General features: G+C 70.8%; 16 protein-coding genes. 7 read left to right on the plus strand and 9 right to left on the minus strand.

The window, feature by feature from the left end; translation table 11 throughout:
- Window positions 1-17: 17 nt before the first annotated feature.
- Window positions 18-1,652: an ABC transporter substrate-binding protein gene (locus H7965_RS08855; RefSeq protein ID WP_186770203.1), complete on the minus strand. Its 1,635-nt coding sequence runs from the start codon at window positions 1,650-1,652 to the stop codon at window positions 18-20.
- 486 nt (window positions 1,653-2,138) lie between these two features.
- Here H7965_RS08855 and H7965_RS08860 point away from each other — a divergent pair, with 486 nt between their 5' ends.
- Window positions 2,139-3,365 carry an ABC transporter substrate-binding protein gene (locus H7965_RS08860; protein ID WP_186770204.1) on the plus strand — a complete coding sequence of 409 codons (1,227 nt, stop codon included), beginning with the start codon at window positions 2,139-2,141 and terminating at the stop codon, window positions 3,363-3,365.
- A gap of 71 nt (window positions 3,366-3,436) precedes the next feature.
- Window positions 3,437-3,748, plus strand: a complete 312-nt coding sequence (locus H7965_RS08865; RefSeq protein WP_186770205.1) for a hypothetical protein — start codon at window positions 3,437-3,439, stop codon at window positions 3,746-3,748.
- Window positions 3,749-3,899: 151 nt separating this feature from the next.
- On the opposite strand, the gene H7965_RS08870 is transcribed toward H7965_RS08865, so the two are convergent.
- On the minus strand, window positions 3,900-5,381 hold the full coding sequence (locus tag H7965_RS08870) for an NADP-dependent isocitrate dehydrogenase (protein ID WP_315898683.1): 1,482 nt from the start codon (window positions 5,379-5,381) through the stop codon (window positions 3,900-3,902).
- A gap of 215 nt (window positions 5,382-5,596) precedes the next feature.
- Between H7965_RS08870 and H7965_RS08875 the strand changes: the two genes are divergently transcribed.
- Window positions 5,597-6,184, plus strand: a complete 588-nt coding sequence (locus H7965_RS08875; RefSeq protein ID WP_186770206.1) for an OmpA family protein — start codon at window positions 5,597-5,599, stop codon at window positions 6,182-6,184.
- Between the two features lie 15 nt (window positions 6,185-6,199).
- Here the strand turns inward: H7965_RS08875 and H7965_RS08880 are convergent, their stop codons facing one another.
- Window positions 6,200-6,700 (minus strand): CHAP domain-containing protein, encoded by a 501-nt coding sequence (locus H7965_RS08880; protein ID WP_229682543.1) that lies wholly within the window; start codon window positions 6,698-6,700, stop codon window positions 6,200-6,202.
- A 251-nt stretch (window positions 6,701-6,951) separates the two neighbouring features.
- Here H7965_RS08880 and H7965_RS08885 point away from each other — a divergent pair, with 251 nt between their 5' ends.
- Together H7965_RS08885 and H7965_RS08890 are read left to right on the plus strand one after the other, a co-directional pair.
- On the plus strand, window positions 6,952-7,506 hold the full coding sequence (locus tag H7965_RS08885; protein ID WP_186770207.1) for a hypothetical protein: 555 nt from the start codon (window positions 6,952-6,954) through the stop codon (window positions 7,504-7,506).
- Complete coding sequence (locus H7965_RS08890) at window positions 7,503-8,012, plus strand: hypothetical protein (protein ID WP_186770208.1); 510 nt, start codon at window positions 7,503-7,505, stop codon at window positions 8,010-8,012. The genes H7965_RS08885 and H7965_RS08890 overlap by 4 nt, the downstream gene beginning before the upstream one ends.
- A 228-nt stretch (window positions 8,013-8,240) precedes the next feature.
- Here H7965_RS08890 and H7965_RS08895 read toward each other — a convergent pair whose 3' ends face one another.
- The 4 genes from H7965_RS08895 to H7965_RS08910 form a co-directional block, all read right to left on the minus strand.
- Window positions 8,241-8,546 (minus strand): hypothetical protein, encoded by a 306-nt coding sequence (locus H7965_RS08895; protein ID WP_186770209.1) that lies wholly within the window; start codon window positions 8,544-8,546, stop codon window positions 8,241-8,243.
- A gap of 195 nt (window positions 8,547-8,741) precedes the next feature.
- Window positions 8,742-9,641, minus strand: a complete 900-nt coding sequence (locus H7965_RS08900) for a hydroxymethylglutaryl-CoA lyase (RefSeq protein WP_186770210.1) — start codon at window positions 9,639-9,641, stop codon at window positions 8,742-8,744.
- On the minus strand, window positions 9,638-10,840 hold the full coding sequence (locus H7965_RS08905; protein ID WP_186770211.1) for a CaiB/BaiF CoA transferase family protein: 1,203 nt from the start codon (window positions 10,838-10,840) through the stop codon (window positions 9,638-9,640). The genes H7965_RS08900 and H7965_RS08905 overlap by 4 nt, the downstream gene beginning before the upstream one ends.
- Window positions 10,841-10,901: 61 nt before the next feature.
- Window positions 10,902-12,725: a glycosyltransferase family 61 protein gene (locus tag H7965_RS08910; protein ID WP_186770212.1), complete on the minus strand. Its 1,824-nt coding sequence runs from the start codon at window positions 12,723-12,725 to the stop codon at window positions 10,902-10,904.
- Between the two features lie 320 nt (window positions 12,726-13,045).
- On the opposite strand from H7965_RS08910, the gene H7965_RS30325 reads away from it, so the two are divergent.
- Window positions 13,046-13,246, plus strand: a complete 201-nt coding sequence (locus H7965_RS30325; RefSeq protein ID WP_222440524.1) for a hypothetical protein — start codon at window positions 13,046-13,048, stop codon at window positions 13,244-13,246.
- Window positions 13,243-14,637 (plus strand): amidase, encoded by a 1,395-nt coding sequence (locus tag H7965_RS08915; RefSeq protein WP_222440525.1) that lies wholly within the window; start codon window positions 13,243-13,245, stop codon window positions 14,635-14,637. Before H7965_RS30325 ends, H7965_RS08915 begins: the two co-directional genes overlap by 4 nt.
- A gap of 179 nt (window positions 14,638-14,816) precedes the next feature.
- On the opposite strand, the gene H7965_RS08920 is transcribed toward H7965_RS08915, so the two are convergent.
- On the minus strand, window positions 14,817-15,587 hold the full coding sequence (locus tag H7965_RS08920; protein ID WP_186770214.1) for an SDR family NAD(P)-dependent oxidoreductase: 771 nt from the start codon (window positions 15,585-15,587) through the stop codon (window positions 14,817-14,819).
- Window positions 15,584-17,383, minus strand: coding sequence for a capsular polysaccharide export protein, LipB/KpsS family (locus tag H7965_RS08925; RefSeq protein ID WP_186770215.1), 1,800 nt, complete (start codon window positions 17,381-17,383; stop codon window positions 15,584-15,586). Before H7965_RS08925 ends, H7965_RS08920 begins: the two co-directional genes overlap by 4 nt.
- Window positions 17,384-17,388 lie beyond the last annotated feature (5 nt).

Genomic DNA, 17,388 nt, shown 5'->3' on the forward strand with positions numbered 1-17,388 from the left:
CGCACCCGGCCCGCATTCTACAGGCTGATCGGCGTCAGGTCCTGGAACCAGCTTTGCGCCTGGACGAAGCCCTTCACCTGCCGGCTCATCGCGCGCGGGTTCATGTCATGCGCGACGAAGAGGAACAGCGCGTCATCCAGCACCTTGTCGTGCAGCTGCTTGATCAGCGCATCCTGCGCGGCGGTTTCGAAGGTCTGGTAGATGCGCTCGATGATGGCGTCGTAGCCCGGGTCGTTCAGGTAGCCCCAGTTGTTGGCGCGCGGCGGGACCAGATCCGACTTCAGCAGGCGGATCATCGCGGTATAGGGATCGAGCGCGGTGTAGCTGACATTGATCGCATCGCAGCCGCGCACCGCCGGCACTCCGGCGCCCTCGCGCCAGGTCGAGAGCAGGGTGTTCCACTCGAACACCTCGAAGGTGATCTCGATGCCGACGTCCTTGAGCTGCTGCTGCAGCGCCTCGTTCATCGCCAGCACCTGCATCTGGCCCGAGCCGGAGGCGGAGATGGCGACCTTGGTACGCAGCGGCGTGCGCGGGGTGATGCCGGCTGCCGTCAGCAGCTTGCGGGCGGCGGCGGCGTCATAGGCTAGCCGGGGGCTGCGCACCGGGTTCCACGGGCCACCGACCGGCACCAGTCCGCCGCCTTCCAGCATGGTGCCCGCGAGCATGCCCTTCATCGCCTCCCGGTCGATCGCCAAGTTGGCGGCGCGGCGGACGCGAATGTCGCGCCAGGGCGAACCGTCACGCAGCGAGAAATGCCAGGTCCAGTTGTGGCCATACTGGTTGGTGACGATCTGGAAGCCGGCCTGGCGCAGCGAGGGGATGGAGTCGGGCGGCGGCGCCTCGATGAAATCCACCTGGCTGGAGCGCAGCGCGGCGACCCTTGTATTGGCCTCAGGCAGCGGGATCAGCGTGACCCGGCCAAGCTTGGGGATGCGGCGGGCCTCCCAGTGGTCGGGGTTGCGGACCAGCACGGCGCGCTCGCGGAAACTGAAGCTCTCCAGCTTGAAGGGGCCGGTGCCGACCGGCTGGTTCAGCATCCTGTCGTTGTCGCGGCCGGCGGCCTCCCAGGCGCCGCGATGGGTGATGCCGACCCAGGTGGCGCCATAGGGCACCATGCTGTCCACCACGCTGGTCTCGATGACGAAGATCCGTGGCCCCTCGGCATACCACCTGGAAATGGTCGGCATGCGGCTGCGCACCTGGGCGGAGCCGCGCGCATCGTAATGCGGCGCGTCGTTCTTGAAGCAACGGTCATAGGAGAAGGCGATATCCTCGGCGTCCAGGATCTTGCCGTCATGGAACTTCACGCCCTCGCGGATGGTGAAGATCCAGCGTTTCGGATCGGCCGGATCGGTGTGCCATTCGGTGGCGAGGCCGGGGCGGAGCGGCGCCGGCCGGTCGCTGACCGAAAGGTCCCAGGCGACCAGATGGTCGTAGAGGGTGATGCCCATGAAGCGATGCCCCTCGGCGCCCTGGTCCGGCATGCCGTTCGGCAGCGGCACGGCACTGGCGGTCATGCCGATGCGGAGATTGGTGCCGGGGGTGCCCTGAGCGAGGGCGAGGTCCCAGGGGAGTGTCGCTTGCAGCATTCCCGCCGTGGCGAGGCTGCCGAGCAGGCCGCGGCGGCCGATGGTCATGGTCATGGTCATGGTCGGGCAGTCTCCGGTTGGGGTCATGGTGAGCGGCGCGGGATCGGGACCTGCGGTCCAGCATCCAGGATCGCGCCTGGATGCAGCCCTTCAGCCGCGCGCCGAGGTCATGGGCGACGAGGCGTGCCGAGGCCTGCTCGGACAAGGTTGCGACCGCACCGGAGAGCGGGATGCGACGGGTCAGGCGGTTGCACAGCACGACCTCCTCATGGCCAGGACGAGCAAGACTAAGGTCATGATTTTTATTTAGGCAAATTGCAATTTTCGTCTATATTTTAGCCTAATTGTGGCAGTGTTTGCTCATATTTTGGTCTGTTCCGGCCGTGGTCCACTGCTCCTGCCGAGGCAGCGCCGGATTGCGCGCAGGTCAGAACGCTGCTCCGCTCCGCCTGCTGTTTGCAGAGTGGATTCACATCCCTCCGCGATCCGCTCTAGGCTCGGCCGGAAGGCGGGCCGCGAATGGCCGGCCGATCAGGGAGTTCGTCCATGCGCCTGACCCGCCGCGCGGCCCTCGCCACGGCCGCCAGCCTGCTGCCCTTGCCGACGCTGCTTGCCCAGACCGCCGAGCCGATCCGCATTGGCGTGCTGACCGATCTTGCCGGCCCCTACCGCGACGTCACCGGCCCCACCTCCGTCGCCTGCGTCCGACAGGCCGTGGAGGAGTTCACCGCGCAGAATCCGGACATTCGCGTCGAGGTCATCGTCGCCGATCACCAGAACAAGCCGGATGTCGGCATCAACACCGTGCGGCAGTGGTTCGACCAGCGCGGCGTGGATCTGGTGACCGACGTTGGCAACAGCGCCATCGCCCTTGGCATCAACCCGATCTGCGTCGAGAAGGATCGCATCCACCTCAACGCCTCCGCCGGCACCTCGGACCTCACCGGGCGGGCCTGCACGCCGAACAGCCTGCACTGGTCCTACGACACCTGGTGCCTGTCCAATACCTCCGGCACGGCGCTGACGCGGATGGGCGGCGACAGCTGGTACTTCATCACCGCTGACTACGCCTTCGGCCATGCGGTTGAGCGCGACACCAACCGCTTCATCGAGGCCGCCGGCGGGAAGATGATTGGCGCCTCCCGCTATCCCTTCCCGCAAACCACCGATTTCTCCGCCTTCCTGCTGCAGGCGCAGGCATCGCGCGCCAAGGTGCTCGGCCTTGCCATGGCGGGCGACGACCTGATCAACTGCGTGAAGCAGGCGCAGGAATTCGGACTGACCCGCAGCATGCGCCTGGCCGCCATCATCGGCTCCATCACCGGCGTGGTCGCGGCGGGGCTGCCGACCATGCAGGGAATGTACATCGCCGAAACCTTCTGGTGGGACATGGATGAGCGGACCCGCGCCTTCACTGCCCGGGTGCGGTCGAAGCTGCCGGCCAATGTCTGGCCGAACTACGTGCACGCCGCCAACTACTCCGGCGTGCTGCACTACCTGAAGGCGGTGAAGGAGATGGGCGTTGCCCGGGCCAAGGCCAGCGGGCGGGAGGTGGTGGCGCAGATGAAGCGCATGCCGACCGACGACGACGCCTTCGGCCGCGGCACCATTCGCGAGGACGGCCGCAAGATCCACCCGGCCTACCTGCTGCAGGTGAAGAAGCCCGACGAAAGCCGCTACCCCGGCGACGTCTACACCCTGGCCGCCACCGTGCCGGGCGAGCAGGCCTTCCGCCCGCTCAGCGAGGGCGGCTGCCCGATGGTGCGAAGCTGACCGGTTGACGGATAGCCCGGCATGACGGCAGGCCCCTTCCTACCTGTGTAGGGCCGAACGGAAGGACCATCATGCCGAGGACGATCAATGCCGAGCGCCAGTTGCTGACCGAGGCGGAATTCGCCGCGGTGGCGCAAAGCCACCATCCGGCGATCCGCGCCCTGGACACGGCGGCGCTGGCTGCGCTCGAGCAGCAGCTGACGGAAATGCACGACCGGGCGCGCGACCTGATCCGCCAGCGCCGCCGCGACCTGCGCGGCAAGGCCGTGGCGCCCGGTACCGGCCCGGCCCCGGCCGAGCCGGCCCTGCCGATGAAGAAGCAGGCCTTCGCCGCCGCGCTGAAGCGGGTGGCGCGGGAGCAGGCGCGGCGGGTGGAGGGGTGAAGGCCCTGCCTTCAACGGCGCCACCTGGATCAGCCTCGGCCATGCGGTCCCACTCGGATGCGGACCGCCTGTAAGCTCAAGGGTTCCAAGAGCCCTTCGGCCCTTGGGATGGGGAGCGCGAGGGAAGCAATGCTCCCCTCGCCATCGCACCTCAGGCCACGCTGTAGCCCGCCACCCCATCGAAGCGCTGCAACGTCTCCAGGTGCATCCAGCGGTACTCGCGGCCGATGCGTTGCAGCAGATCGGTGATCGCCGTCGTCGCATCGCCCTCGGGCGGCGTACGGAACAGGAAGCGGGCACGGAACTGGTCGACCAGGAAGCTATGGCCGCCGGTCGCCGGCCAGACCTGCGCGCCGCGGGAGCCGATCGCCGTCAGGGTGAAGGCGCTGCCTTCCGCCATCGCGGCCAGGCTGCCGCCGATGGTCTCCGGATCCTGGTCGGTCTCGATAAAGACATCGACGCCGGCCATCTCGCGGCTTGCGACGGCCCGGGACCAGGTGACCTGCGGCCATTGCCGCAGCGCGATGGGGCGGTATTCCCGCGCCGGCACCAGCGCACTCTCCCGCCCCAGATTGGCGATGACCCGGTCGACGAAGGCTCCGGTGGAGGCGCCCGGCCCCTCCCGCGCGATGTCGCCGGTCAGTTCCCTGCCCTCTTCCAGCGTCACGTAGAGCGCATGCTCCACCCGCCGCGCGGTGGCGAAATCGCCGATGTGGCGCAGCATCATCAGCGAGGAGAGCAGCAGCGCCGTCGGATTGGCGAGCCCTTTGCCGGCGATCTGCGGTGCCGAGCCGTGCACCGCCTCGAACATCGCCACCCGGTCGCCGAGGTTCGCCGAAGGCGCCACCCCGAGCCCGCCGACCAGCCCGGCGGCCAGGTCGGAGAGGATGTCGCCGTTCATGTTGGTCATCACCACGACATCGAATTGCTCGGGCCGGATGACCATCTGGTGGGCGCAGTTATCGACGATCATGTGCTCGTGCTGCAGCGCCGGGTGTTCCATCAGCACCCGTTCGCCGACCCGCTTCAGCATGCCCTCGGTCAGCTTCATGATATTCGCCTTGGTGGCGACCGTCACCTTGCGCCGCCCCTCCGCCGCGGCCAGCGCCGCCGCCAGCCCAACGATGCGCTCGCAGCCAGGCTCGGTGATCAGCTTCAGGCCCAGCGCGACGCCGGGGGTCTGCATGTATTCGATGCCGGCGTAGAGATCCTCGACATTCTCCCGCACCACGACGAAGTCGATGCCGCGGCCGCTGAAGGGCGTGCGGATGCCGGGCAGTTCCCGCACCGGGCGGATGTTGCCGTACATCTCGAAGGTCTTGCGCAGCGCCACATTGGCCGAGGTCTCGCCGTAGCCGACCGGGGTTTCCAGCGGGCCCTTCAGCGCCACGCCGTTACGCTCGATGCTGTCCAGCGTCTCGCGCGGGGCGCCGCTGGCGATGCCGCGGCGGAAGGCCTCGGCGCCGGCCAGCGCCTCCTCCCACTCCAGCCGGGCGCCGGCGGCGTCCAGCACCTGACGGGTGGCACGCATCACCTCAGGTCCGATCCCGTCGCCAGGGATGGCGGTGACCCGGGCCTTGGTCCGGCTTCCCGGGGGCGTCGCGGGATCCGGCATCCTGTCCTTCAGGGGCATTCTTCAGCTTTCATGTTGCGCTGCAGCGTATATTACCAGCCCGGTCGGCGCTTCGCACCTTCCAAGCGCCGTTCCGGCCCCGGCGGTCGCGCCGCGCAGGCCGACCATGACGCAACGCGGCTGGCCATGCCGGGATTTGATCCGGGGCAGTGGCGTCGCCCGCGGCAGGCGCGCGTTGTTGCGGCACTGCTCCATGTCCCGGGAGTGCAGAGCCGATGCCTCTTACCCACCTTGCTGCGCTGCCACTCGTTGCGCTGCTGCTCTTCCCGCTGCCGCTGGGGGCGCAGGAACGCGCCACCGGCACTGTCACCATCGACCGCCCGCCGCCCGAGCCGCGCGGCGCGGTGCTGACCCGGCCGGACGGCAGCACGGTGGAAGTGCCCCGCGGCGGCGGCTTCGAGATCTCCGGCGCCAATGTGGTGGTGGAGCGCGAGACGGCGCGCGGCACCACCCTGACCGTGCAGAACGACGTGCTGTTCGACTTCGACAAGGATGAACTGCGGCCAGAGGCGGCGCAGGCGCTTGGCCGCGTCGCCGAGATCATCCGCCAGCGCCAACCGCGTGCGGTGCTGGTGATCGGCCACACCGACAGCATGGGCGCCGATGCCTACAATGACGCGCTGTCGCGCCGCCGGGCGGAAGCGGTGCAGGCCTGGCTGGCGGCGCAGGGCGGCGCGCTGCCACCGCTGCGGGTGGAAGGCCGCGGCGAGCGCGAGCCGGTGGCGCCCAACATCGTCGACGGCCGCGACAACCCGGAGGGGCGGCAGGCGAACCGCCGGGTGGAGGTGCTGCTGGAGCGATGATGCGGGCCGCCGGGGCTATGCCGCCACCCCATGGATGAACCCATAGGCGGGGTAGGCGCTGCTGCCGTAGCCATTGACCCGCGGATACCAGACCCGCAGCAGCGACCAGTCGTTGCGTGGCGAGACATCTGCCACCGGCTGGTCCCGCGCGACCCGTCCCTTGGCGGCACCGGAGGCCCAATTCGCATGGTCCACCCGGATCTCCCGGGTCGAGACCACCTGCGACACCACCGCCAGGTGCCCCTGCGGCAAGCGGGCGGTCCGCATCAGCACCAGCACGCTGCCGGGCCGCGGCATGCGGTCGCGCCGGTACCGGCCGGCCGCGGCCTCCCACCACTGCCAGGCGTCACCGCGCAGGGCCAAGCCGCTGCGGTCGCGGGCATAGGGCACGCAGGACAGGTCGGCACCGCCGGAGGAAGGCCGCGGCGGCACCCGGCGGGAGGTACCGCAGGCGCCCAGCAGCAGCGGAGCGAACAGCACCGACCGGCGCAGATGGTGCGGTAGCTCCCCCCGCATTGCCCCGAACCCCTCCCCTGCCCCCGACGATGCCTGCCAAACTACCACCTGCTGAAATGAAATGGCAGCCAAAATCGAATGTTGCCAGCAGGTTGCAGAAAGATACTGTTACGCCATGCGCAGACACTCGCATAGCTTCACCGAGTGTGCTGAAACGGCGACCGCAGGCGGACCGTGCCTGGGTCGAATCATCCGCCCCCGCCGGGGCGGGAACGTCCCGGGTGTCCATCCCTGCCAGGAAGGGCATAGTGATGACGGAATCGAAACCGCGGCCGAAGCGCCGCCTCGCCGCGGCGCCTGCCGCGCTGCTCCTCGGCGCAGCCTTGCTGCAGGCCTCGCCGGCCTTCGCCGTGCCGCGCTGCACCGCCGAAAGCGACCAGAGCGTGTTCGAGCTGGAGGCGCTGAAGACCGAACTGATGGTGGTCGCCACCACCTGCAAGCAGGAAGACCGCTACAACGCTTTCGTGCAGCGCTACCAGCCGACGCTGGCGCAGAACGGCCGGGCATTCGGGCAGTATTTCTCCCGCGTGCATGGCCGTGCCGGCCAGCGGCAGAACGACATCTTCATCACCAACCTGGCGAATGCCCGTTCGACCGAAGCGCACAAGCTCGGCAGCGACTATTGCCCACGCAACAGCGGGCTGTTCGCCGAGGTGATGTCGCTGACCGGCCCCTCCGACCTCGCGCCCTATGCCGCGGGCAAAGATCTGCTGGCCTCCGGCGTCACCGCCTGCGAGGGCGCCCCGGCGCCGCGCCCGGCGGCGTCGCGTCCGGCCGCCGCCCGCCGCACGGGCTCGGCACGATGAGCCGGCGTCTGGTGCTGCCGCCCATGAAGCCCTGGTGCGCCCTCGCCCTGGCCGCCACCCTAGCCGCCTGCGCGCAGCCGCAGCAGCAAGCCGCTGCCCCGGCCACACGGATCTTCGCGACGGATCTGCAGGGCGCGGCGAAGAGCTGCACCGTGCCGCAGCAGGTGAGCCTCTCGCCCGACCGGCCAGCCGAGGTATCGATGACCGTCGGCAACGACGGCGGCTGGTGCGGCATCTCGGTCGCCCAGTCCGGGCCGAAGCCCTTCGATGCCGGGCTGGTGACGGCGCGGCCGGCAAACGGGCGGGTGCTGGTGCGCAAGGTCGGCGACCACACCCGGGTGGATTATTTCCCGAACCCGGCCTTCGGCGGCACGGATACCTTTGCGGTGCGGCTGCTGCCAGGCGGCGCGACGATGCGGGTCGCAGTGACGGTCAACTACACCCCGCCCCCGGCCCCGCCCGCACCCCCGGCCCCGCCGCCCCGGACCCCGGCGCGGCGGCGCTGAGCCTCAGCGCGGGGGCGTTGCTCCCGTGCCCTTGCCGGGGAGATCGCCGTCTCCCCGGCCGCTTCGTACTACGGCCAAGCATGGTCACGGTGCGTCCGTCTGTGCCGATGAACTCGGTGGGTGCGCTGCTGGCGGCGTCTGCGCCAAGTAGACCAGTGAAGGGCGCGTCTGGCTTTGTCCTAAAAGCAACTCTCGATGGTCCAGCGGGTGCGGGCCACCCGGACCGAATTAGGCCAGTGTGATCGTCTCGGCCGCATGGGTCAGGCAGTAGGTGAGATCGGCTGGCTTGCTGATGCGACGCCGGACCAGCATGCGCGTCCGCCAGCCTCGCGCCGTGCCGGCGTGGCCGCCAAGCCTAGTGCGCGGTCTCTTGGGGCCGTCACCGGCGCTGAGCCGCTGCCCGGAGGTGGCTGCCAGCACATAGCCACGCTGCCATGCCCCGATGACATGCCGGAGGCGGCTGTCGGCGCCATGGCTGCTGTCACCAGCCACCCAGGCGCAGGGGACGCCGGCGGTGAAGGCCCGCTCCAGCATCGCCGGCCCAAGCTCGGGTTCGGTGGCGGCGGCTCCGCCTGGGCGAAGCGAGGCGCCATCCGCGCCGCCAGCCTATCCAAATCCCGCGACCAATAGGTCGCTGTCGCTATCGTTGTCATGGCCCACCCCCCACCTGCAGGCCATGAGGCGCATACCCGGCTGTAGCACCGGTGCGGCGTTGGCCTCGTGGGGCGGTCAGGCCGCCTGCCGCACCGAGGGCACCCGGCGCATCGCCCCGCCCGGCGTCGCCCCGGGCACCGCGGCGGCGTAGTCGGCGGCGATCAGCAGCCTGGGGAAATCGACGCCGGTCTCGACCCCCATCCGCTGGAACAGCCAGACCACATCCTCCATCGCCACATTGCCGGTGGCGCCCGGCGCGAAGGGGCAGCCGCCGATGCCGCCCGAGGCCGCATCGAACACCCGGCACCCCGCCTCCCAGGCCGCGGCAACATTGGCGATGCCCATGCCGTAGGTGTCATGGCCGTGGTAGGCGAAGCGCTCGCCACCGAAGGCCTGGGCCGCGGTGAACAGCCGCCTCACCTGATCCGGCGCGGCATTGCCGGTGGTGTCGGCCAGGGCGATCTCCATCTCCGGGTCGAGCGCCGCGATGCGCTCCACCAGCGCCAGCGCCGCCGCTTCCGGCACCACGCCCTCGAAGGGACAGTGGAAGACGCAGGAGAGATTGAAGCGGATTCTGGTGCCCTTCGGCGCCTCCCGCACGATTGCCGCCAAATCGGCGAAGCTGTCCTCCAGCGGCCGGTTGAGGTTGGCCTTGTTATGGCTCTCGGTCGCCGACATGAAGAGGCCAAGCCGGTCGGCGCCGGCATTCATCGCCAGCTCGAAGCCCTTGCGGTTGGGCACCAGCACGGTGCTTTCCAGCCCTTCGAGCTGCTTCGCCGCCTTCAGCACCTCGGCGGTGTCGGCCATCTGCGGCACGGCGCGGGGGGAGACGAAGCTGCCCACCTCCATCCGCCGCAGCCCGGCCTCGTAGCTGGCGCGGACCAGGGCGATCTTGGTCTCGGTGGGGACGAAAGCGCCGATCGACTGCAGCCCGTCGCGCGGCGCGACCTCGGAGAGGATGGCGGTGTCGGTCATTCGGCGGGCTCCTTCAGCAATTCCAAGAACACATGGTCGTTGTGGGCACCTGCGGCCGGCCCGGTCCAGCGCACCATCTCGCGCGCGCTGACCCCATCGAAGCGGAAGGGCGCCGCCGGGTGCAGCACCTCGCCGAGCAGCGGATCCTGCACCGGCAGCACCAGCCCACGGGCGCGGAAATGCGGATCCTCGGCGCAGTCGCGCATGTCGTACAGGCGGGAGCATGGCACCTCGGCGGCGTCCAGGATGGACTCGGCCTCGGCGCCGGTCTTCGTCCGGGTCCAGGCTGCGATGGCGGCGTCCAGCTCGGCGACATTCTCGCAGCGCGCGGCATTGTTGGCGAAGCGCGGCTCATCGGCGAGTTCCGGACGGCCGATGGCGGCCATCAGCCGACGGAAGATCAGGTCGGAGTTGCCGGCGATGCACAGCCACTTGCCATCGGCGCAGGGGTAGGTGTTGGTCGGCGCCGCGGTCTTGATGGCCGCGCCCTGCGGCTGCCGCACCCAGCCGAACAGCCCGTATTCCGGCAGCATGCCCTCCATCAGGCTGAACACGCTGCCGACCAGGTCGACATCGATCACCCTGCCCTTTGCCGCCGGATCGCCCTTCACCTGCCAGCAGGCCGCGACCAGCCCCATCGCGGCATACATGCCGGCCAGGTCGTCGCTGATCGAGACGCCGCAGCGCGGCGGCGGATGCTCGGTCTGGCCGGGGCTGGCGGTCAGGTGCCGCAACCCGCCCATCGCCTCGCCGATAGCGCCGAAGGCCGGCTTGTCGCGGTACGGCCCGTCCTGGCCATAGCCGCTGATGCGGGCAATGACCAGGCGCGGGTTGACCTGATGCAGATCGGCCGGACCCAGGCCGTAGCGTTCCAGCTGGCCGGGGCGGAAATTCTCCACCAGCGCATCCGCCCGCGCCGCCAACCGGCGGAGCTTCGCCTTGCCGTCGGCGGATTTCAGGTCGAGCGTGACCGAGAGCTTGTTGCGGCCGTGCACGCTGAACCACACCGCATGGCCATCGACCTGGCTGCCCCAGCCGCGCACCGGATCGCCCTCCGGCGGTTCCACCTTGATGACCTCGGCGCCGAGATCGGCCAGCAGCCGGGTGGCGAAGGGCGCGGCGATATAGTGGCCGAGTTCCAGCACCTTCAGCCCAGCGAGGGGCAGCGTGGCAGGCGAGCCCTGTGGCGTCGCGGACATGGTCCCTCCGTCGGTAGCCACCCCTGCATAGCTCCGGGGAGGCCCACGGCAAAGCCGGGGCTCAGCTCCAGGCGGCGATCCGCTCCAGCGCCCGCGGCACGTCGAGGCTCCAGCGCCGCTGGCTGGCGCGGGGATCGGTGAGGTCCTCGTCGCCCAGGATCACCCCGTAGTCGAGGCCGAGCGAGCCGAAGATGTTGGTATGGGCGTCAACGAAGGTGAGGGTGCTCTCGATCGTCACCACCCTGGTCCCCGGCCGGCAGAACACGGTATTGAACATCGCCGCGCCGCCGAGGCCGACGATGCTGCGGGCGTTGCGGAATAGCGCAACCTGTTCCTCGAAGGGCAGGTATTCGGGCTCCACCGCGACGAAGCCGAGGTGCTGCAACCCCTCGATCAGCGCCTCCTCGTTGGTCATCCCGCGATAGGCGCCGAGCTTCCGGGTGCGGGTGAGGCGGGAGATGAAGAGCTTCTCCGGCGTGCCGGTCGCGGGCGGCCGGGCGATGCGGTCGGCCAGCGCGGCGAAGATCGCCCGCTCATCGGCGGTGACGAACAGGTCGCGCGCGGAATGCCGGATGAGATGCAGCGCCGAGCAGCGGTAGCTGCGCGACACGTCGTGCCGGATCAGCTCGGCAGGACCGATCCCGACCATCTCAAGCAGGCGCCGCTGCCAGGGCTGCTCGGCGTAGCAGAGGAACTTCCCATAGCGGTCACGGTTGGCCAGGAATTCCGCCGCGCTCGGCAGGCCGATCAGCAGCCACATGCCCCAGTTATGCGGCTCTTCCGGCGTGCCGAACAGCACCGGCATGTCGAGCACCACCGGGTCCTCCAGCCGTTCCCGCGGCAGCACGACGGCATCGCCGAAGCGGTGCAGGCCGGTCGCCTCGTTGCTGTAGCCGCCGAAGCCGTCGGCCAGCCGCGCCAGCATCAGCTCCGCGCTGTTCACGTAGCGATGAAAGTAACGCCCGTCCTTGATGATGGCGCCGAAGCCGAGCAGCGTCGCATCCTCGAAGCTGTCGATCATCTTGGCATGGGTGTGCCGCTGCGCCTCGAACAGCCGCCGCGGATCGAGCCCATGGGAGGAGAGGTTGCAGACGAAGGCCGGCGGCGGCTTCAGCCAGGCTTGCTGCGGCACCAGGATGCGGCGCGGCAGCGGCTCATGGCCGGTCGAGGGCACCACCCGGACCTCATCCTCCGGCAGCTCCGCCTGCAGCAGCTCGCAGGCGGCATCGAAGGCGATGTCGTGCCGTGTGTAGGACGACACCTCCGCCAGCGCCGCATCGGTGGTGACCCCGGCCATCGCCGCACGGGTCCGGTCCACCGCTGCGGGATCAATCGGCGCGAAGCCGGCCGCCACCATCAGCCCGGTCGGCGGCAAGGCACAGGTGAGGAGCCTGCCCTGCGGCCCTTCGGGCGCCAGCATGTGCGCCAGCATCCAGACCTCTCCCACCCACCAGCCCTGGGTTGGTTCCGGCCCCGCCATGCCGATGGTCGGTGGCACCGCGTCATCGAACAGGAACACGGTCTTCGCATGCGCGAGCGGCAGGGCAGCGTTCACCTGTGCGACCAGCGCCGGCAGCCGATGGTCATGGTCGATGAAGATGATGTCGAAGCCACCGGCATGGCGCGCCCGCGCGGTTCGCAGCGCGGCCAACGCCTCGGCCGAACTGTCGCCGCGCAGGAAGCCGAAGTCGCCACTGCGGAAAGGCTTCGCCGGCGCCTCCCTGGTGACGCAGAGCAGCGGGCCGGTGTGTTCCAGCGCCCAGGCCGGCGTGGTTGCGGCAATGACGCAGAGCCTGGCGCCGGGGAAACGTCGCAGCAGTTCCCGGCAGAAATGCTCGCTGTTGCGGATGTTGCCGGAACCGGGCCCGGTCAGATGCGGGTACATGGTGCTCGCCCTGTTGGTGCCGCCCCTGCACGACGGGCCTGCCGCCGGACCCCAGGCAGATGGCACAATCGGCCGGCCTTGGGAACCGCGAAGGCGCGGTGCGCCGCCGCCTTCCAAGGATTCCTCAACCCTTTGCAGCGATGCTTCACCCCGAGGTCGCGTATTGGCCTCTCTCCCCAACGCGCCGCGGCGCTGCCCGCCCCCCAATACCGGGCAGTGCCGGCTTCCCCGGCGCCCTCTTCGGGGACGGAGTCCTGACGGGTTCCGCCCCTGCTTTTTTTCCGGCAGGCTCCCGCACCGCACCATCGGGAGACCTCACCATGCCGGAAGACACCACCCACCGGGACGCCATCCTGGCCGCCGCCGCCGGGGTTCAGCGCGCCTGGGCCGAGTATCCGGCCGATGTGACCGAGGCGATCGCCGTTGCCGCCCGGCTGCGCAGCGGCTTCAGCCGCCCTGCCTCCCATGCCGTCGAGCCCACACCGTCCTACGCCGCGCCCGTTGCCGGAGCCGGCGCGTGAGCGCGCCGCACCGCCTCTCCCTGGCCGAAGCCGCCGCGCTGATCGCCGCCCGCCGGCTCTCGCCGGTCGAGCTGCTGCAGGACTGCCTCGACCGCATCGCCGCGGTCGAGCCGCGGCTGAACGCCTTCATCCGCCAGCTTCCAGCGGAGGCCATGAGGGATGCGAAGGCGGCCGAGGCAGAGATCGCCCGGTGCGGCCCGCGCGGCCCGCTGCACGGTATCCCCGTTGGGCTGAAGGACATCATCGACCTCGCCGGCCATCCCACCACCTGCCATTCGAAGCTGCAGCTCGACCGGGTGGCGGGCGAGGATGCCGCGGTGGTGGCTCGGCTGCGCGCCGCCGGAGCGGTGTTTCCCGGCAAGCTCGCGACGCATGAATTCGCCCTCGGCGGCCCGGCCTTCGATCTGCCTTTCCCGCCGGCCCGCAACCCCTGGAACCCGGCGCATCACCCGGGCGGCTCCTCCTCCGGCTCCGGCGCCGCGGTTGGCGGGCGGATGCTGCCGGCGGCGCTCGGCACCGATACCGGCGGCTCGGTACGGCATCCGGCCAGCCATTGCGGGCTGGTCGGGCTGAAGCCCACCTATGGGCTGGTCTCCCGCCGCGGGGTCTTCCCGCTCGCCTTCACCCTCGACCATGTCGGGCCGATGACCCGCACGGTGCGCGACAACGCCATCCTGCTGAACGCCATTGCCGGGCATGATCCGCTCGACCCCGGCAGCGCCCGCCACGCGGCGGAGGATTACACCCGCGCGCTGAACCAGGGGCTGCGTGGGCTGCGAATCGGGTTCGTCCGGCATTTCCACGAGACGGACACGCCGGCCACGCCGGAGGTCGCCGCGGCGCTGGAGGCGGCGGCGGCGCTGCTGGCGGCGGAGGGCGCCACGCTGTCCACCGTGGTGCTGCCGCCGCTCGGCGAGTTCGCCGCGGTGAACCGCGCGATCATGCTGCCCGAGGCTGGTGCGGTGCACGAGGCGTGGCTGCGCGACCGTCCGGGCGACTATGCCGCCGTCACCCGCCGTCGGCTGATGCCGGGGATGTTCATCACCGGCACCGACTACGTCCAGGCGCAGCGCCGCCGCACTCAGTTGATCGCCGCGGTGGAGGCAGCCTTCAGCGGGGTCGACCTGCTGCTCTGCGCCAGTTCGATGGACCCGGCCTGCCGGATCGACGACGAGGCGGAGGTGGAGCGCACCTATCCGCGCCAGGCCCGTACCCCCTTCAACGTCACCGGCCATCCGGCGCTGAGCGTGATGTGCGGCATCAGCAAGGCGGCGGGGCTGCCGATCGGCATGCAGCTGGTCGGGCGGAGCTTCTCCGAGGCGCTGATCTATCGCGCTGCCGCCGGCTATGAGCGGGCGGCGCCCTGGGCAGAGCTGGCACCGGAGCTGTAGCGCAACCGCTCTGGAACCAGATGCTTCCAGCGCAGGTCGCGGGAGGGCGTGAACGCGCTGATCGTGACGCTGCTCCACGAGCAACGGCCTACAGCGGATTGGCGTTCAGACATGAACGCAGCCCGCTGTGGAGCACGACCTTTAGACTGGCAGGTACGGTCAGCCTGAACCTGCTCCAGCTACTCCGGAGAGATGCGGAAGCGGCCACGACGGAGCAGCGCATCGGCCAGCGGCGGCGGCAGCAGCGCCAGCAACCGCAGCAGCGCACCCAGCGGCCAGGGCGTCACCAGCCGCCCCTGGCCGCGCCGCAGCGCGCGGAGGATGCGGGCGGCCATGGCCTCGGTGCCGATCTGCAAAGGGTGCGCGCCGAGGTAGCGTACGCTCATCGCACTGTCGAAGAAGCCGGGTGCGACGGCAAGCACCCGCAGCCCGGCCGGGCCATGCGCCGCGCGAAGCGCCTCGGCATAGGCCCAGAGCCCAGCCTTGCCGGCGGAATAGGCCGGGCTGTCCGGCAGGCCGAGGAAGCCCGCCACCGAGCCGACCAGCGCAATTCGGCCGCGGCCCCGCGCCAGCATCCCCGGCAGCAGCGGCTGCACCAGGTTGACGGCGCCGAGCAGATTCACCTCCAGCTGCGCCAGCGCCGCCGCATGGGTCTCCGGGGTGCCATCCGGGGCGGTGCCGCCATTGATGCCGGCATTGGCGATGATGGTGTCCACCGGCCGCTCGGCCTCCCAGGCGGCAAGCTGCGTCGCCATGGCAGCGGCCTGGCGCACATCCAGCACCGCGGTGGCCACCTTGGCGCCGCGGGCGGCGCAGGCAGCGGCGGTCTCGGCCAGGCCCGCCCCGCCGCGGGCCAGCAGCGACAGCCGCACGCCGGGCGCCGCCAGCTGCCGGGCCAGCGTGGCGCCGAGCCCGCGCGAGGCGCCGCTGATCACCGCATGGCCGATCATCGCGCCGCCCACCAGCCGGCGAGGAAGCGCGAGACTCGCGCGGTGAAGCCCCGCAGCGGCGCCGGCACCGGGTGGCGGCCTGGCAGCCGCGGCCGTGCCTGCGCCAGCCGCTCCACCAGCAGTTCCGGTGGGCAAGGCAGGCCGGTGACCGGGTCGATGCAGCGCAGGTGCAGGATCAGCGCCGCGGCGACCAGCGCATCCAGGCTGAGACGGCGGCCACGCCGGGGCGGGGGGGCGCGGTCCTCGGTCAGTCCCCAGCCTGCGTAGAAGGGCTGGCCATGTGTCACCACCCTGAGGCCGCGCAGCAGCGCCTCGAAGCCGGCGAGGGAGGCGATGGTATGCACCTCCCCGACCATGCCGTAGAGCGTGCCGATCGGCACCTCGGCCAGAACATGGTCGGCCAGCGCCGCCGCCGCGGCGGGTGGGATGGCGCCGCGCCGCATGCCGGCCTCCACATCGGGGTGCGGCTTGTAGAGGATGACGGCATCGGGGTTCTCCCGCCGTACCGCAGCCAGCAACGCCAGGTTGCTGCGGAGCCGTGCGCCGCCAAGCCGCATGGCGGCGTCATCCTCCACCTGCCCCGGCACCAGGATCACCCGCCGCCCCGGCGGCAGCGCCAGCACCGGGGCGGCGCCGGCGAGATTGTACTTGGTGATCCCCGCCGCCAGCAGCGCCTGCCGCAGCCGCGCCGCGCGGTCGAGCAGCGCAGGGGGGAATTCCGTGCGGGCCAGCAGCGCCTCCAGCGCGCTCTCCTGGCCCGGGTCGTAGTGGATGCCCTGGCCATCGATCACCAGCGAGGCGGCCGGCGCCAGCAGCACGCCGAGGCCGGCGGAACGGATGAAGCCATCCTCCAGCCGCACCAGCGGCACCCCGGCGGCGGCGGCCCGGACCCGCAGCCCGGCGGGCATGACCGAGGCCCAGACGGCCACCGCGCCGCCTTCGCGCCGCGCCACCCGGATGGCGCTGCTGCCGCGCATCACCATTCGTGGCGGCCCGGCGGCGCTGGCAAGCGCGTCGCGGATGTGGCGGTGCTTGAACCACTCGATGCCGACGCAGGCGCGGATGCTTCGGTTGGCGGCCTCGGCCTCCCGCCAGGCGGCGAGCTGGGCGATGCCTTCGGCCGCGCTCCAGGGCGTGCCGCGGAACGGATCCACCCATCGCGTGGCGGCGAAGAGCGCGGCCAGGGCTTGCTCCGGCGGTGGCCCGGCCCAGGGCGCACCGGCATGGTCGCGTAGCGTCACCCCGGCGATGAGGGCGAGCAGGCCCAGCTCGTCGCCCAGGCTATGCAGCTCCGCGGCGAGGTCGAGCAACGTCCAGGGCGCCAGCCGGCCTGGCAGGGTCGTGGGCAGGGTCGGCTTGGCGGCTGGTGGGGCTGCCGGGCTGGCAGCGACCAGCACCGGGCGGCCTGCGGCGCCGCGCCGAGCGGTCTCGAGCATGCGTGCGGCGGCGCCGGCCAGGGCGGGATCGCAGGGATCGACCACGAGCACCGCCGCGCCATGGGCGTGCCCGAGGGCCATGGCACCGGGATCCGGCAGGCCCGGTGCGCCGCCGACGCGGGCGAGGCGCAGCATCTCCACCGCCTGGCGCAGCGCCGCATCCGGCCGAGCCGCCGGCAGGCCGACCCTCACCGCATCGGTAAGAGACCGGGCATCAAGCCAGGAGATGATGGCTTGGCGGCGACCGAAGGCAGGGGCCCGGAACAGGCCAAGGGAACGATGCGGGTCGGAGGCTATCGCCTGTGGCACAATATCAAGGCCGTATTCAGAACCCTGGCGCGATTGGCGTGGCAAGAGCATTGTTT

Origin of the sequence: Siccirubricoccus deserti (assembly GCF_014283215.1) — a bacterium.
In the GTDB taxonomy this organism is placed as follows: domain Bacteria; phylum Pseudomonadota; class Alphaproteobacteria; order Acetobacterales; family Acetobacteraceae; genus Siccirubricoccus; species Siccirubricoccus deserti.

Excerpts from the sequence above, each read along its gene's own strand:
- H7965_RS08910 (WP_186770212.1), bottom strand. The coding sequence starts at position 12,725 with ATGTACCCGCATCTGACCGGGCCCGGTTCCGGCAACATCCGCAACAGC.
- H7965_RS08895 (WP_186770209.1), bottom strand. The coding sequence starts at position 8,546 with ATGCTGGAGCGGGCCTTCACCGCCGGCGTCCCCTGCGCCTGGGTGGCT.
- H7965_RS08890 (WP_186770208.1), top strand. The coding sequence starts at position 7,503 with ATGAGCCGGCGTCTGGTGCTGCCGCCCATGAAGCCCTGGTGCGCCCTC.
- H7965_RS08920 (WP_186770214.1), bottom strand. The coding sequence starts at position 15,587 with ATGATCGGCCATGCGGTGATCAGCGGCGCCTCGCGCGGGCTCGGCGCC.
- H7965_RS08870 (WP_315898683.1), bottom strand. The coding sequence starts at position 5,381 with ATGCCCCTGAAGGACAGGATGCCGGATCCCGCGACGCCCCCGGGAAGC.
- H7965_RS08900 (WP_186770210.1), bottom strand. The coding sequence starts at position 9,641 with ATGACCGACACCGCCATCCTCTCCGAGGTCGCGCCGCGCGACGGGCTG.
- H7965_RS08855 (WP_186770203.1), bottom strand. The coding sequence starts at position 1,652 with ATGACCATGACCATGACCATCGGCCGCCGCGGCCTGCTCGGCAGCCTC.
- H7965_RS08875 (WP_186770206.1), top strand. The coding sequence starts at position 5,597 with ATGCCTCTTACCCACCTTGCTGCGCTGCCACTCGTTGCGCTGCTGCTC.
- H7965_RS08880 (WP_229682543.1), bottom strand. The coding sequence starts at position 6,700 with ATGCGGGGGGAGCTACCGCACCATCTGCGCCGGTCGGTGCTGTTCGCT.
- H7965_RS08860 (WP_186770204.1), top strand. The coding sequence starts at position 2,139 with ATGCGCCTGACCCGCCGCGCGGCCCTCGCCACGGCCGCCAGCCTGCTG.
- H7965_RS30325 (WP_222440524.1), top strand. The coding sequence starts at position 13,046 with ATGCCGGAAGACACCACCCACCGGGACGCCATCCTGGCCGCCGCCGCC.
- H7965_RS08885 (WP_186770207.1), top strand. The coding sequence starts at position 6,952 with ATGACGGAATCGAAACCGCGGCCGAAGCGCCGCCTCGCCGCGGCGCCT.
- H7965_RS08905 (WP_186770211.1), bottom strand. The coding sequence starts at position 10,840 with ATGTCCGCGACGCCACAGGGCTCGCCTGCCACGCTGCCCCTCGCTGGG.
- H7965_RS08925 (WP_186770215.1), bottom strand. The coding sequence starts at position 17,383 with ATGCTCTTGCCACGCCAATCGCGCCAGGGTTCTGAATACGGCCTTGAT.
- H7965_RS08865 (WP_186770205.1), top strand. The coding sequence starts at position 3,437 with ATGCCGAGGACGATCAATGCCGAGCGCCAGTTGCTGACCGAGGCGGAA.